The following is a 12,577-nucleotide window of genomic DNA, read 5'->3' as shown; positions in this document are numbered from 1 at the left end:
TTTCATATTGTTAAATTTCGCTTTCTTTTTTGTATCCTTTTTGACTTTTCACTTTTCATCCTTTTTATTTCAGCATTATTAACTTTATCTTTATCCATAGCTTTAGTTAAAGGACTATATCCTTCAGCTTTACTAGGATTTTCATAAAATGGATTCATTACATTTTTAATATCTTTAACATAATTCTCTTTTCTATTATCCATTGTTATTTTATTTTTTCTCAAAAATTCTTCTAAACCGTTTCTTTTTATTTCAAAATTAAAACTGCCTCTTATTTCTCGAAATTTTTGTATTTTTTGGTCTTTATTCATACTCCAATAATTCTTATCCGTTATTAATTTTTTTAAAGCTAATGTTTGTAATACTTGATTCTTAGTATAATTCTCTAATTGTTCTAAATTTTCATATATAGGAGTATCTTGTTTTTTATATTCTTCATTTATATTGAATTTAAATATTGCTTTTATTTCTATTTTTTCCTTTTCAGTAAGACCGTCGATAATTAATGATGCGGTCGTAACTACACCGTAACCCGTAGCTTTTAATATATCAAGCACATTACCGCTAGCACCTTTAATAATAGAGGCAGCCAAATTTGCAGCTCCACCTAAATTATTTCCAAATATTCGTCCTGTACTTTTCAATTTATTTACATTTAACTCATACTTATCTTGAGTAGAATCCTTACCTGCCGTTTGCGGCATATATAATTCATTTTTTAAAATATCTTTTAAGCTCGGTTCTAATGATAATATATAATCTTGCTGACTTTTAGCATTTCTGTTATGTACTAATAAATTATTCTCTTTATGAAGTTTACGCAAACTATGTACTTTCCAAGTCTCGTTTATAGCCTGAATTCCTACGCTAACGCCTGAAATCACAGCTACAGCCATAATTATCGGTGATATAGGAGTAAAAAGTCCGGAAACTGTAATTGCTATAGAAGCTATGGAAACTGCATAACTTAAACTATTGCTAAATAATATTTTACCGATTTTACTTTGTCTAAAACTAGTCCAATAAGATTTTAACTTATTAAATATTTTTCTAACCCTTGATTTTTTTGAATCAGACATTTATTTTTCTCTCCAAAGAACAATATTTTTATAAATTTTTCTTTTATTTATTTAATTAACTTCTCTTACAACTTAAATTATAGTATAAACTCTAATAAAGAAACAAAATAAATGTCTGGAAAAGAATTAAATAAAATTGTTGCAGCCATCTTATTTGCTAGTTTAATTGCTATGATGGTTGGATTTGTTGCAAATATATTATACAAACCAAACTTACAAGTTTTACATCGTGGTTATAGCATTGCAGTTCAGGAATCGACAGAAAATCAAGATACTACGGCAATAGAGCAAGCACCGGTAAATATACCGGAATTGATGAAAGCCGCTAATGCCGATAATGGTCAACAGATAGCTAAGAAATGTTTAATGTGTCATTCCCTTGATAAAGACGGTCCAAACAAAATAGGACCTCATTTGTGGGATGTAGCAGGCAGACCAAAAGCAAGCATAGCAGACTATAAATATTCCCCTGCTCTATCAAAACTTGGCGGCGTATGGGATGATGATAGTTTATTTGCTTTCTTACGTAAGCCAAGTAGCTATGCCTCAGGAACTAAAATGTCCTTTGCCGGTATCTCAAAACCACAAGACATAGCTGACGTAATATTATTTTTAAAAACTTATGTTCATGATAAATAATTATCTCACCGAAATATGGTTAATAATCGGCATAATTTGTATAGTTGTTGAATCCTTTGCAATTCCAAGCATTGGATTCTTATTCTTTGGGCTCGGAGCATTATCAAACACTCTTGTGGTATATAACTATACTCTAGTTAGCTTAACAAATCAAATAACATTTTTTGGTATATTATCGCTTATTTGGTTTTGCATATTATATTATCCTCTTAAAAAATATGTTTATAATAAAACTGATAAAACAGAAAATTACTCGGATATGATAGGCAAAACGGTAGAGGTTTATAGTGCTACTGTTTCTTCTGATACTATAGGACAAGTAAGATGGTCCGGTACTATTATGAATGCTTATCTTGCCCCAAACGAAATCGATGCAAAAACAGGCGACCGACTTTTTATTATCGAAGTTAAAGGGAATGTACTAATTTGCTCTAAGCATAGACCTAAAACATAGAATCAAACCCTATATAATTTATGCCAAGATTAATAATGCATCATGGATTAACTAAATCTACTTTTGATGCTTCGCAACTCAAAAAAGAGTTGGAAAACAAGCATATTACTTTTTTGCCATTAGATGAACAGCTTGCCTTACTTGATCAATTACGTGAATTTGAGTTAGGTCGTTTTTTGTTGGCCAATAAAAGACTGAATGGTTATTGGACATCTTATATAATAATTCATGGTCTTAAAAAAGAAAAACTCCACCCTTTAGAAAGATGGATTTTGTATCATGCTCCTTCTGTTAAAGCTACCCAAGAACGCTTTAAAATATTTCAAAAAATTTTACAGGATAAGTTAGAAGACGGAATGAAATTTATTTCTGTTCCTTGCGGTACTATGGACGATTTGCTTACATTAGATTACAGCGAAATAAAAGAAATGCATCTGACAGGGATTGATCTAGATGCTATTGCTTTAGAATTAGCACAAGAAAACGCTAAAAATCATCATCTTACGCATGTTAACTTTCAAGATGCTTGGAATCTTGATATTCACGAGGAATATGATATCCTTATGAGTAATGGTCTTAATATTTATGAATTTGATGATGATAAAGTTACTGATCTATATAAACAATTTAGTAAAGTGCTTAAACCTAGCGGCATACTAATTGCAAGCTTTTTAACGCCTCCTCCAACATTATCAAAGGAATCTACATGGAAAAATATTAATACTGAGGATGCTTTAAAACAAAAGACTATTTTTAGCGATATTATTAACGCTGCATGGCAAGTTTTTCGTACAGAAGCTGAAACACTAAACAGCTAGAAAAAGCAGGATTCCAAATCCTTGAAATTATATAATGATTCTCAAGGTATTTTTCCACAGTAGCAAGAAAAAAAATAATAATCAAATTCAAACATTCTCCTTAAACCAATCAAAAGCTTTTTTAAAGAAGCTGCTATTTTCATCAAGTCTAATATGAGCGAATTCTTTTTGCTGTTTTAGAGCATGAATTTTTAGCATTCCTATAGTTGCTGAATACATAGCCGGATTATAGTCTTCTGTAAAACCGGCAATAATCTCTGGTTTACCGATTCTACTCTGTTTTTCAAAAACTCTATTTGAAAGCTCTTTAAGCCCTCTAAGCTGAGACCCACCGCCGGTAATTACAACTCTAAAAACTTCAACCTGCCCTTTTGTTGCTTTATCATATTTGGCTTTTACCATTGATAATATTTCTTCGGCTCTTGCTCTTATTACCTCAGCCAATTTATAAATTGTTACAGAAGTATTTAAATTATGATGAGTATCAACCTGAAAATCATCCATATTTATAATACTATCTTTCTCAAATAAAGGTATAATTGCATTACCGTATAAAATTTTTAATTTCTCTGCCGTAACAAGATCAATACCAAAGACTTTAGCAATATCCGAGCTAATATGAAAACTACCTATATTTACATGCCCTGTATATATTAATTTACCTGCAAAAAAAATGCCGAAAGAGGTAGTTTTATCACCCATATCTATAATAAGCGAGCCTAGATTTTTTTCATCATTCGTAAGACAGCTAATAGCAGAAGCATAAATTGCTAGAGTAATATTTGTGACTTCAACATGACATTTAGCGAAGCATTGTACAATATTTGATAACATATTTGAACTAGCTGCAATAATATGTAATTCACAACTAAGTTCTCTACCATACATACCGATAGGATTCTCGACTGTATTATTATCAAGGGTAAATTCAAGAGGAAAATAATGAATAATTTCTTGGTTTTTAACTTTAAATTCAAGTAATGCTTTTTGTAGTAACTTTTTAATATCCTGCTGCGTTACAGTTTGCCCGTTAACTTTAATGGTATAATTAATATAATAAGATTTAGTGTCAGCACCTGATAACGATAATATAACTTTTTTTATATTTTTACCGCAATCTTTTTCAAGTGCGTAAATTGCCGAAACAATACTAGTTTCAGCATTTTTTAAATCTGATATAACTCCTGATTTAATACCTTTAGAATGATGCAAATTTTGGCTAGCTACTTTAATTTCACCTTTTTTACTAATATAGGCAGCAATTACGGCAATCTTACTACTACCGAAATCAAGTGTTACAAAATTTGATATTTTCTCTTTCATTTTTTTATGCTTGTTATTCCAAAAACGTCATTGCGAGAAGAATTGCAAAGTAATTCGACGAAGCAATCTCAGGATGCGTGACAAGATTGCCACGTCGAAACTATGTTTCTCCTCGCAATGACGATTCTCAGTACTTCTCAATATAATATTTATTTCTATCCCTCAAATCCAAAACCTTATAATTTTGGTTAAATAGCTTGTTAGCTTTATTTAGTGCATCGATATATTTTAATGCTTCTTCAAACTCTTTTTCAGGTAACTTAATACTTATATTACCTTTAAGATTTAAATCCCACCTTCTATCTCCGAGTCTTACAGCAGCTGAAGTTTTATTCATTAATGCCGGATATTTCTGCAACTCTACTACTAATTTACCTGCATAGATATTTGCCCCTTCCCCTACAACATGTAATAAATGAGGAAAAGGCTGAATATTTTTACTAATTTCGTAACCTTCTTCATCGACTAAGAAAAGCTGATTATTAATTTGCCAAATAGCAATAGGTTCTCTTTCAAATAATTTTATATATACCGTATTTGGTAATCTTCTACTGACATATACTTCCTTGATCCATTTATTTTTCTTTAAATTATTTCTAATTTCGTCTAATTTAAGAGCAAAAATAGGACTACCTTTACTCGCATTTAAAACCTTTAATATTGTAGACTCATCGACATTTTGCTGTCCTTCAATGATAACATTCTCAAGTTTAAACCCAAGTTTTGTTGTTGTTTGGTATATATTTGTTGTTAAGTAGGTTTTTACGCCGGCAAAATATTTTGTAAAAATAAATAGACATACAAAGATAATTAAAGCAATCTTAAGCCCTAATATTGCTTTTTTGTAAATTAGTCCTAATTTTCGGCGTAATGAGATATTATTAGTTTTTTTTGTTTGTTTTTTTTTATTGGAGCTTGTTTTTTTTCTCATGATTTAAAGCTTGCCGTCTTTATAATTTCTTCAATTAAGTTAGTGAAATTTATCCCTGCATAAGCTGCAATTTCCGGCACTATGGATAAAGGCGTCATACCTGGGTGAGTATTTATCTCCAAAGCATATAATTTGTTCGTCTGATCTTCTAAAATAAACTCTGCTCTAGCAGGACCTTTACAATTCATTGTTTTATAAATTTTTTCTGATTCTATAAGTAATTTTTCATATAAATTAGCAGGTAGCGGAGCAGGATAAAGATGCTCAGCAAATCCTTCGGTATATTTAGTTTCATAATCATAGAAACGATTTTTTAGTAATTTAATCTCTAAAGCTCCAAGAGCTTTGCCGTTTAATACCGCTACTTGCAATTCTCGCCCTTTTATATATTGCTCTATTATTACCTGATCACCATAAGGAAAATCATAATCGGCAAAGTTAAAATCATCTTCTTCAAATATCACCTCAACACCGATGCTTGATCCTTGCGTAAAAGGCTTAATTACATATGGATGTTTCATAGGATCGCTTTTTATATCATCACTTTTACTTACGACAATACTTTCTGCCATATTAATATTATTCGTTAAAAACCAGCTCCTAGAATGTATTTTATCGAATGCTAAAGCTGAAGATAACACGCCGCTATGAGTATAAGGAATCCGCATTATATTAAGTAATCCTGGTAAACAACCGTCTTCACCATATGTACCATGCAGGCAATTAAAAACAATATCAGGTTTTATTTCTTGTAATTTAACTGCAATATCTGCTCCCATATCAATAAAGGTAACTCTATACCCTAATTCAATTAAAGCTTTACTAACTCCTTCGCTTGACACTAAAGATACTTCTCGCTCAGCAGACATACCACCCGCTACTAACGCTATATGTTTTTTACCGGTACTACTTAATATTTTGACTACAGAGTGTTCCACCCAATGTGTTTGATATTTCATATTATTTGCTTTGATTCTATATTGTCATCCCGCGACTTGATCGCGGGATCTTGTATCATAGTCTGTCTCCTGAGTGCCCGCGATCAGGTCGCGGGATGACAAGTGTTCATCGATATACCCCTATTCTCTTAATCTCCCATTCTAATTCAACCCCGCTATCTTCAAATACTTTTTGCCGGATGAAATCACCTAAATTTTCTAAATCCTTAGCGGTAGCATCGCCGTTATTTATCATAAAATTACAATGAAGTTCTGACATCGAAGCACCGCCTATTCTATAGCCTCTAAGCCCTGCTTTGTCAATAAGTTCCCAAGATTTAAGCCCTTCAGGATTTGCAAAAGTACTACCTCCTGTACGTTCTTTAATAGGCTGCGTAGATGATCTTGCGTTATTTATTTCATTCATCCGTAATAAGATATTTTCACTATCGCCTTTATTTACTTTAAAAACGACTTTGAGAATAATTAAATCCTTTGGTAAATTATTACTGCGATATTTAAAACCGATTTCTTCATTGGCAAATGTTAAAAAGTTTCCTGCAAAGTCAATCGCTTCAATCTTCACTATAATATCTTTAAATTCAGAGCCGTAAGCACCGGCATTCATAGCAACTCCGCCGCCGATAGTCCCTGGAATACCTACTAAAAACTCAAAACCGGAAATAGCATTTACTTGACAGAATTTTGCTAAATTATAATTAAGGCAGCTGCTACCTACTATCAAATGATTATCTATAAACTCAATATTGCTAAAATTCTGACCAAGTTTTATAACGACCCCTTCTATGCCGCCGTCTCTTATAATAATATTTGAGCCTGCTCCAAAAGTAGTTATAGATAATTTTTGCTTATTTTGTATTAAGAAACTTTTTAAATCTTCGCTATCTAAAGGTTTAAAGAAAATTTTGGCATTACCGCCTACTTTAAACCATGTCAGATGTTTTAAATTATAATCTTTTTTATACTCGCCTTTTACTATCGGTAAAATTAACATATTTTTACTGTCATCCCGCGACTTGATCACGGGATCTTGTATCGCAGTCTGTATTCTGAGATCCCGTGATCAAGTCGCGGGATGACAATCTCCCATCTAATTCATTAGCAAAACTTGAAATATTACCTGCTCCCATCATAATTATCATATCACCGGAAGCTGCATTATCTATAATAACCCCAACCGCATCATCTAGCTGCACTAGAAAATTTGCTTTATCGTGATGCTTATTCTTAGTAATCTTATCAACTAAACTTTGTCCTGTAATTCCTTCTATAGGGTTTTCACCTGCAGCATATATATCGGTAATATAGAGTATATCGGCATCAGCGAAGCAAAGCATAAAATCATCAAATAAATGCTGCATTCTTGAATATCTGTGAGGCTGAAAAATAGCAATAACTTTACCGTTTTGTTTATTTGCTATATTTTTAGCCGTCGCAAGTGTTGCTTTGATTTCCTCAGGATGATGAGCGTAATCATCAATAATTGAAGCCCTATTATATTCCGCTACTTTAGTAAATCTTCTCTTCACTCCTTTAAAATTATTAAAACCGTTTTTAATAGCTTTAATACCGAAATCTAATTCTATCCCAACGGCAATTGCAGCAAGACTATTTAAAATATTATGTCTTCCAGGCGTTGGAATAGTAATTTTTTCAATAATCGTTGTACCTAGTACATTTGGTAGACTAATTTTTACGTCAAAAGTAGAGGAGGCAATATCAGTGTTAATATTAAACGCTATAATATGAGCATCTTCCGAATCGATTCCATAAGTAACAATCTTCCTTTCAGTAATATCATCTACTAACTTACGAACTATTTTATGATCGATACAACAAACGGCAAAACCGTAAAACGGCAAATTAGTAATAAAGCTTTTAAAAGCACCAATTAATGTTTCAAAATCTTTATAATAATCTAAATGTTCGGGGTCAATGTTAGTTATTATCGCAATAGTTGATGGAATATGAATAAACGTTGCATCCGATTCATCGGCTTCCGCAATTAAATAATTACTTGAACCAAGATATGCATTAGTCGATTTATTATTTATGATCCCGCCGTTAATAACCGTAGGACATAAACCGGTGGCCTCAAATAAACAAGCAACTAAAGAAGTAGTAGTGGTTTTACCATGCGATCCCGAAACTGCTACTGAACATTTTAATCTCATAAGTTCAGCAAGCATTTCCGCACGTCTAATAATCGGAATTTTACACTCTAATGCCTCTTGTATTTCAGGATTATTTGGATTAATTGCCGATGAAATAACAACATACGAAACATTGGTAATGTTTTGCTCAGCGTGTCCTAAAAATATTTTAATGCCGTATGACTCAAGCCTTTTAGTATTATAATTTTCTACTAAATCGGAACCTTGTACTTTATAACCTAGATTATGTAATATCTCGGCAATACCGCTCATTCCAACGCCACCGATCCCTATAAAATGTATAGTTTCTAAGGTTTGATTAGTTTTTTTTAATTCAAGTAACAGCATCTAAGTTTAATCATTTAAAGTTGAGTTCTGCATATAGGTTTTTATGTAGGTTGTCAAGCCCTTTGTCATCCCGTGGCCTTGACCACGGGATCTTGTGTCACAGGCTATATCATGAGATACCACGACCAAGTCGCGGTATGACAATAATTAAACCTCATCCACCCTATCAAACTTTGCTTCGGAATAGAAGTTCCCTTGTAGCCCACCGACTTTTAGATCAATTAAAAATTTAGCTATTTCTCCGTTTTCTACGAATTCAGCTACTATTTCAATACCTAAATCTTCTGAAATTTTAATTAATCTTTCTATGAAATACCTACTTTGTACATCACTTGTAATACTACGCACATATTTACCGTCAATTTTGATAATATCAATTGGTAAGCTTTGAAGTTGTTTAAAAGAAGTAAAACCCGAACCAAAATCGTCTAATGCAAATTTACATCCGTACTTACGTAGTTTATTAATAAATAAAGTTATTTTATCGTAATTCTCATTGAAAGAAGTTTCTGTAATTTCAATAATTAAGCGATCCCGAACATTATGAGCTTTTAATAAGTTTTCTGCTATTTCCCATAAAGCTTCATCGCTTGTTCCTATATTTGAAATATTAACGGCTAACATTAAGTTTGGGTTGCGGGCAAGTTCATTAACAGTCATTTCCAAAACAATTTGATCAATTATAAAAATTAATCCTTTATTTTCAGCAATAGGGATTATAGGACCTATGGAAATATAAACGCCGTTCTCGTCAGGTATACGAAGCAGACATTCATAATAATGAATTTTCATAGTATTGCGATCTATTATAGGCTGATAAGCAAATCGCATAGTCTTTTTTGCTAAGGCTTGTCGTAGTAAGTTAAGCTGAAGATTAGATTTTCTTATATTTTCCAAATCATGTTCTGTACTGCTATATTCACGGTAATAATAATTATTATTTTGTGCAAGTAACATATTTAATGTTTTTTCAATTTCTTTAGCATTATTACTTACTTTTGGAAATTTAATACTAGCAATATAACAATTCATATAAATTGCCGGCTTCTGTTCATTAATATAAAGCTGCGAAAATAAATATAATTTTCTAGCAAAATTTTTAATTAAGTCAGAATCAGTAGTATTTAGGATAAATAATATTCTATCTTGCTTTATTTTCTTAAACTTTGAAAAAATATTAAGTTCTTTGCTTATATCTTCAATGATTTGATCTAAATCTTTAATTATAAAGTGTTTATCTTGCTCTATAAATTCTATTTCATCATAATTAACTAATCTACAAGCAAAACATACGCCTTTTTCCAATTTATCTATCTCATCTTGTAAATCTTTATAATCCGTTATTAATTCTGACATTGCCATTTTTATCATAAAATTATATACTTAAGAATATTAGGACATTTTTACTGTAAATGAAATAAAAATATGAGCCGCATAGAAAGGATACAAGAAAAATTAAGTGTGTTAAAACCACATTTTCAAGAAATAATAGATGAAAGCTATAAACATGCGAGTCATTATGACGGAATCCACAGCCATATAAAAATAAGAATTTCTGCAGAAACATTACAGGGAAAAAGCCTAATTGCCAATCATCGCACTATTAATAACTTACTTGCCGATGAATTTAATAGCGGCTTGCATGCTTTATCGATAGAGGTACTATGAAAACAAATAATATTTTAAAAGTAGCTGTTGGAGCTAGCAGCGTAGCACAAAAAGTCTTAAATAGTATAGCGGATAAAAGCTGTGGCATAATTGAGGGTAAAATACTTAAAGGTAATTACGTCACTCGCGAAGAATTTGAAAAATTACAAACTTTAGTAATAAAACTAAAAAAAGAATTAGCAGAGTTAAGGGGTAAATAATTAATCAACTAGCTTTAGAATTTTCTATTTTTGCTTTTAGCTCTTCTGTTTCTTCCTTAGATAACCCTGTAAACTCTATTATTTGCTGAACAGTTTGCCTTGTTTTAACATCATTTATATTAATTCAGCTTTACCTTTTTCAAACTTTTCTTCTAAAGCTATTTCTTCAGCATCTTCCATTAATTTTGCTCTTATATAGGCATCATATTCTTCGGGGGTGTGAGGTGATGCATTTCTATTACATTGTATGCATCTAATACTTTCTCGCTCTTTATATTTGCAGGCGGGCTAGTTTCGTTTTCTGCACATTTAAATAAATGTAGCCACTCATCTATAGTAGTATCAAACTTATCTTTATCAAACTTTTTAAGCTCTATAAATACATAGGAAAAATCAAATAAATATTGCTTATTTGTTTTAGTTTCAAGCATTTTATGAAGACTGATACAAGGCACTTCGTCATCAAACATTTTAGTCTTTATAAGCGAAATAACTATTACCGGTAATAAATCTTTATGCTTTATTCCTTGTGTAAGTTGCTGTACATAAGAATGAGCAGAATAATATTGTACTCTTTTTAAGTAATCGCTTTCATTTCTTTTTTGCATCTCGATTATATACCAGCTACCGGCTTCATCTTTAACCTTTAAATCAACTATGCTTTTTTTTCCCTTTATCGAGCATAGGTACTTGCTCTACAGGTATAAATTCTATTTCTTTAATTCTAAGCCCCTCAGGTAGTTCAAGAACTGCATTGATAAATTCCTTTAACCTCTCTAAATCACGAAAGATTTTTTTAAATAAATATCATTCGTAGGATCTAAATATCTTTGCATATTAATTATTACTTATTAGTATTACTTATATTATATAACTTTTTAAGTAAATATACTAGATTCTGTATATACTTTTGATAGAATAATTATAATATGGCTATTCTTTAGCGAAAATTACGTCCTTTGATCCGTTCTAATGGATACGATTGCTGACATGCCGGGAACTAGATTAGCATTTGGGGATTCAAAATCTATTAAAACAGGTACACGTTGTACGATTTTAGTAAAATTACCGGTAGCATTATCTGGTGGGATTAAGCTAAATTTAGAGCCGGTAGCAGGAGCGATATTACGAATCTTCCCGTAAATTACCTTTTTAGGCAAAGCATCAAATTCAATTTTGACTTTCATGCCGGACTTAAATTTCTTAATTTGTGTTTCCTTAAAATTAGCTTGAATATACATTGAATTATCCTGCACTATAGAAAACAATGCTCTACCGGGTAATATATAATTTCCGACTTCTAAACTACTATTACCGAATATACCGGGTACCATAGCAATAAGTTTAGTATTTTGTAAGCTCCTTAAGGTTACTTTTTTATTTTCCGTTAGCTCTTTAAGTTTTTCCTGTTCTGCTGCTTTTTCAAGCTCAAGAAGCTGTAAATTTTGCTTAGATATATCTAAATCTAACTGTGCTTGTTTATAATCCGTTTTGGCTTTTTGATATGCGTTCTTAGAATCATCTAACGTTTTAGAGCTAGCAAATTTTGCCTTATTTAATTCCTGCACTCTAGTAAAATCCGTTGAAGCAATATCAAAGCTTATTTTAGTAAGCTTTGATTTTTCAGCTGCTTGTTCTAGGCTAATCCGCCCTATTGAGATTTTTTGCTCTATAATTTCTATATTTTTTATGCAAGCTTCAATAGATGCTTCAAGTGCTGCAAGCTTTGCCTTATAATCTCTATCGTCAATTTCACCTATCAGATCGCCTTTATTAACTTTAGTATTATCGGTAACAAATAACTTTGTTAAAACACCACTAACTTCAGCACTAACATTTGAAATATCTGCATCTATGTAAGCATTATCCGTGAATTGTGTATTTGCCCAAACATAAATTCTATATCCCAAATAAATAAATATTATTAAGGCTATAATAATTACATATTTAGTAAATATATGATGTTTATATTTGTCGATAGCTTGTTGTAATACACTCGGCATAA

The 12,577-nt window shown here is 31.4% G+C and carries 14 protein-coding genes and 1 pseudogene; 5 read left to right on the top strand and 10 right to left on the bottom strand.

Features of this window, described 5'->3' with window-relative positions; genetic code table 11:
- Positions 1 to 2: 2 nt before the first annotated feature.
- Positions 3 to 1,079 carry a hypothetical protein gene (locus tag RAS_RS02095; protein ID WP_147141930.1) on the bottom strand — a complete coding sequence of 359 codons (1,077 nt, stop codon included), beginning with the start codon at positions 1,077 to 1,079 and terminating at the stop codon, positions 3 to 5.
- A 111-nt stretch (positions 1,080 to 1,190) separates the two neighbouring features.
- On the opposite strand from RAS_RS02095, the gene RAS_RS02090 reads away from it, so the two are divergent.
- The 3 genes from RAS_RS02090 to RAS_RS02080 are packed head-to-tail and all read left to right on the top strand — an operon-like array spanning position 1,191 to position 2,990.
- Positions 1,191 to 1,718 (top strand): c-type cytochrome, encoded by a 528-nt coding sequence (locus RAS_RS02090; protein WP_147141927.1) that lies wholly within the window; start codon positions 1,191 to 1,193, stop codon positions 1,716 to 1,718.
- Positions 1,702 to 2,172, top strand: coding sequence for an NfeD family protein (locus RAS_RS02085; RefSeq protein WP_147141924.1), 471 nt, complete (start codon positions 1,702 to 1,704; stop codon positions 2,170 to 2,172). The genes RAS_RS02090 and RAS_RS02085 overlap by 17 nt, the downstream gene beginning before the upstream one ends.
- A gap of 20 nt (positions 2,173 to 2,192) precedes the next feature.
- Positions 2,193 to 2,990 carry a methyltransferase domain-containing protein gene (locus RAS_RS02080; RefSeq protein ID WP_147141922.1) on the top strand — a complete coding sequence of 266 codons (798 nt, stop codon included), beginning with the start codon at positions 2,193 to 2,195 and terminating at the stop codon, positions 2,988 to 2,990.
- 87 nt (positions 2,991 to 3,077) lie between these two features.
- Here the strand turns inward: RAS_RS02080 and ftsA are convergent, their stop codons facing one another.
- The 6 genes from ftsA to RAS_RS02050 all read right to left on the bottom strand — a co-directional run bounded on the left by ftsA (position 3,078) and on the right by RAS_RS02050 (position 10,075).
- Positions 3,078 to 4,313 (bottom strand): cell division protein FtsA, encoded by a 1,236-nt coding sequence (gene ftsA / locus RAS_RS02075; protein WP_147141919.1) that lies wholly within the window; start codon positions 4,311 to 4,313, stop codon positions 3,078 to 3,080.
- Positions 4,314 to 4,440: 127 nt separating this feature from the next.
- On the bottom strand, positions 4,441 to 5,244 hold the full coding sequence (locus RAS_RS02070; RefSeq protein ID WP_147141916.1) for a cell division protein FtsQ/DivIB: 804 nt from the start codon (positions 5,242 to 5,244) through the stop codon (positions 4,441 to 4,443).
- A complete protein-coding gene (locus RAS_RS02065) occupies positions 5,241 to 6,203 on the bottom strand; it encodes a D-alanine--D-alanine ligase (protein ID WP_147141914.1) in 963 nt (320 codons plus the stop codon). The genes RAS_RS02070 and RAS_RS02065 overlap by 4 nt, the downstream gene beginning before the upstream one ends.
- Positions 6,204 to 6,309: 106 nt before the next feature.
- A complete protein-coding gene (gene murB / locus RAS_RS02060; RefSeq protein WP_147141911.1) occupies positions 6,310 to 7,197 on the bottom strand; it encodes a UDP-N-acetylmuramate dehydrogenase in 888 nt (295 codons plus the stop codon).
- A gap of 10 nt (positions 7,198 to 7,207) precedes the next feature.
- A complete protein-coding gene (gene murC / locus RAS_RS02055) occupies positions 7,208 to 8,704 on the bottom strand; it encodes a UDP-N-acetylmuramate--L-alanine ligase (RefSeq protein ID WP_147141908.1) in 1,497 nt (498 codons plus the stop codon).
- Between the two features lie 147 nt (positions 8,705 to 8,851).
- A complete protein-coding gene (locus RAS_RS02050; RefSeq protein WP_147141905.1) occupies positions 8,852 to 10,075 on the bottom strand; it encodes an EAL domain-containing protein in 1,224 nt (407 codons plus the stop codon).
- Positions 10,076 to 10,129: 54 nt separating this feature from the next.
- On the opposite strand from RAS_RS02050, the gene RAS_RS02045 reads away from it, so the two are divergent.
- Both RAS_RS02045 and RAS_RS02040 read left to right on the top strand, forming a co-directional pair.
- Positions 10,130 to 10,372, top strand: a complete 243-nt coding sequence (locus RAS_RS02045) for a BolA family protein (RefSeq protein WP_010423560.1) — start codon at positions 10,130 to 10,132, stop codon at positions 10,370 to 10,372.
- On the top strand, positions 10,369 to 10,572 hold the full coding sequence (locus RAS_RS02040) for a hypothetical protein (RefSeq protein WP_147141902.1): 204 nt from the start codon (positions 10,369 to 10,371) through the stop codon (positions 10,570 to 10,572). Before RAS_RS02045 ends, RAS_RS02040 begins: the two co-directional genes overlap by 4 nt.
- A gap of 191 nt (positions 10,573 to 10,763) precedes the next feature.
- Here the strand turns inward: RAS_RS02040 and RAS_RS02035 are convergent, their stop codons facing one another.
- The 3 genes and pseudogenes from RAS_RS02035 to RAS_RS02025 form a co-directional block, all read right to left on the bottom strand.
- Positions 10,764 to 11,186: an Rpn family recombination-promoting nuclease/putative transposase gene (locus RAS_RS02035; RefSeq protein ID WP_232049350.1), complete on the bottom strand. Its 423-nt coding sequence runs from the start codon at positions 11,184 to 11,186 to the stop codon at positions 10,764 to 10,766.
- 37 nt (positions 11,187 to 11,223) lie between these two features.
- A pseudogene (locus tag RAS_RS10665) lies at positions 11,224 to 11,408 on the bottom strand (hypothetical protein).
- Positions 11,409 to 11,522: 114 nt separating this feature from the next.
- Positions 11,523 to 12,575 (bottom strand): HlyD family secretion protein, encoded by a 1,053-nt coding sequence (locus tag RAS_RS02025; protein ID WP_147141900.1) that lies wholly within the window; start codon positions 12,573 to 12,575, stop codon positions 11,523 to 11,525.
- Positions 12,576 to 12,577: the final 2 nt, after the last annotated feature.

It is taken from the genome of Rickettsia asiatica (assembly GCF_007989425.1).
Taxonomy (GTDB): Bacteria; Pseudomonadota; Alphaproteobacteria; order Rickettsiales; family Rickettsiaceae; genus Rickettsia; species Rickettsia helvetica.
This window is presented reverse-complemented; position numbering and strand designations above follow the sequence as displayed.

Excerpts from the sequence above, each read along its gene's own strand:
- ftsA (WP_147141919.1), bottom strand. The coding sequence starts at position 4,313 with ATGAAAGAGAAAATATCAAATTTTGTAACACTTGATTTCGGTAGTAGT.
- RAS_RS02090 (WP_147141927.1), top strand. The coding sequence starts at position 1,191 with ATGTCTGGAAAAGAATTAAATAAAATTGTTGCAGCCATCTTATTTGCT.
- RAS_RS02085 (WP_147141924.1), top strand. The coding sequence starts at position 1,702 with ATGTTCATGATAAATAATTATCTCACCGAAATATGGTTAATAATCGGC.
- murB (WP_147141911.1), bottom strand. The coding sequence starts at position 7,197 with ATGTTAATTTTACCGATAGTAAAAGGCGAGTATAAAAAAGATTATAAT.
- RAS_RS02070 (WP_147141916.1), bottom strand. The coding sequence starts at position 5,244 with ATGAGAAAAAAAACAAGCTCCAATAAAAAAAAACAAACAAAAAAAACT.
- murC (WP_147141908.1), bottom strand. The coding sequence starts at position 8,704 with ATGCTGTTACTTGAATTAAAAAAAACTAATCAAACCTTAGAAACTATA.
- RAS_RS02050 (WP_147141905.1), bottom strand. The coding sequence starts at position 10,075 with ATGATAAAAATGGCAATGTCAGAATTAATAACGGATTATAAAGATTTA.
- RAS_RS02040 (WP_147141902.1), top strand. The coding sequence starts at position 10,369 with ATGAAAACAAATAATATTTTAAAAGTAGCTGTTGGAGCTAGCAGCGTA.
- RAS_RS02045 (WP_010423560.1), top strand. The coding sequence starts at position 10,130 with ATGAGCCGCATAGAAAGGATACAAGAAAAATTAAGTGTGTTAAAACCA.
- RAS_RS02065 (WP_147141914.1), bottom strand. The coding sequence starts at position 6,203 with ATGAAATATCAAACACATTGGGTGGAACACTCTGTAGTCAAAATATTA.
- RAS_RS02095 (WP_147141930.1), bottom strand. The coding sequence starts at position 1,079 with ATGTCTGATTCAAAAAAATCAAGGGTTAGAAAAATATTTAATAAGTTA.
- RAS_RS02080 (WP_147141922.1), top strand. The coding sequence starts at position 2,193 with ATGCCAAGATTAATAATGCATCATGGATTAACTAAATCTACTTTTGAT.
- RAS_RS02025 (WP_147141900.1), bottom strand. The coding sequence starts at position 12,575 with ATGCCGAGTGTATTACAACAAGCTATCGACAAATATAAACATCATATA.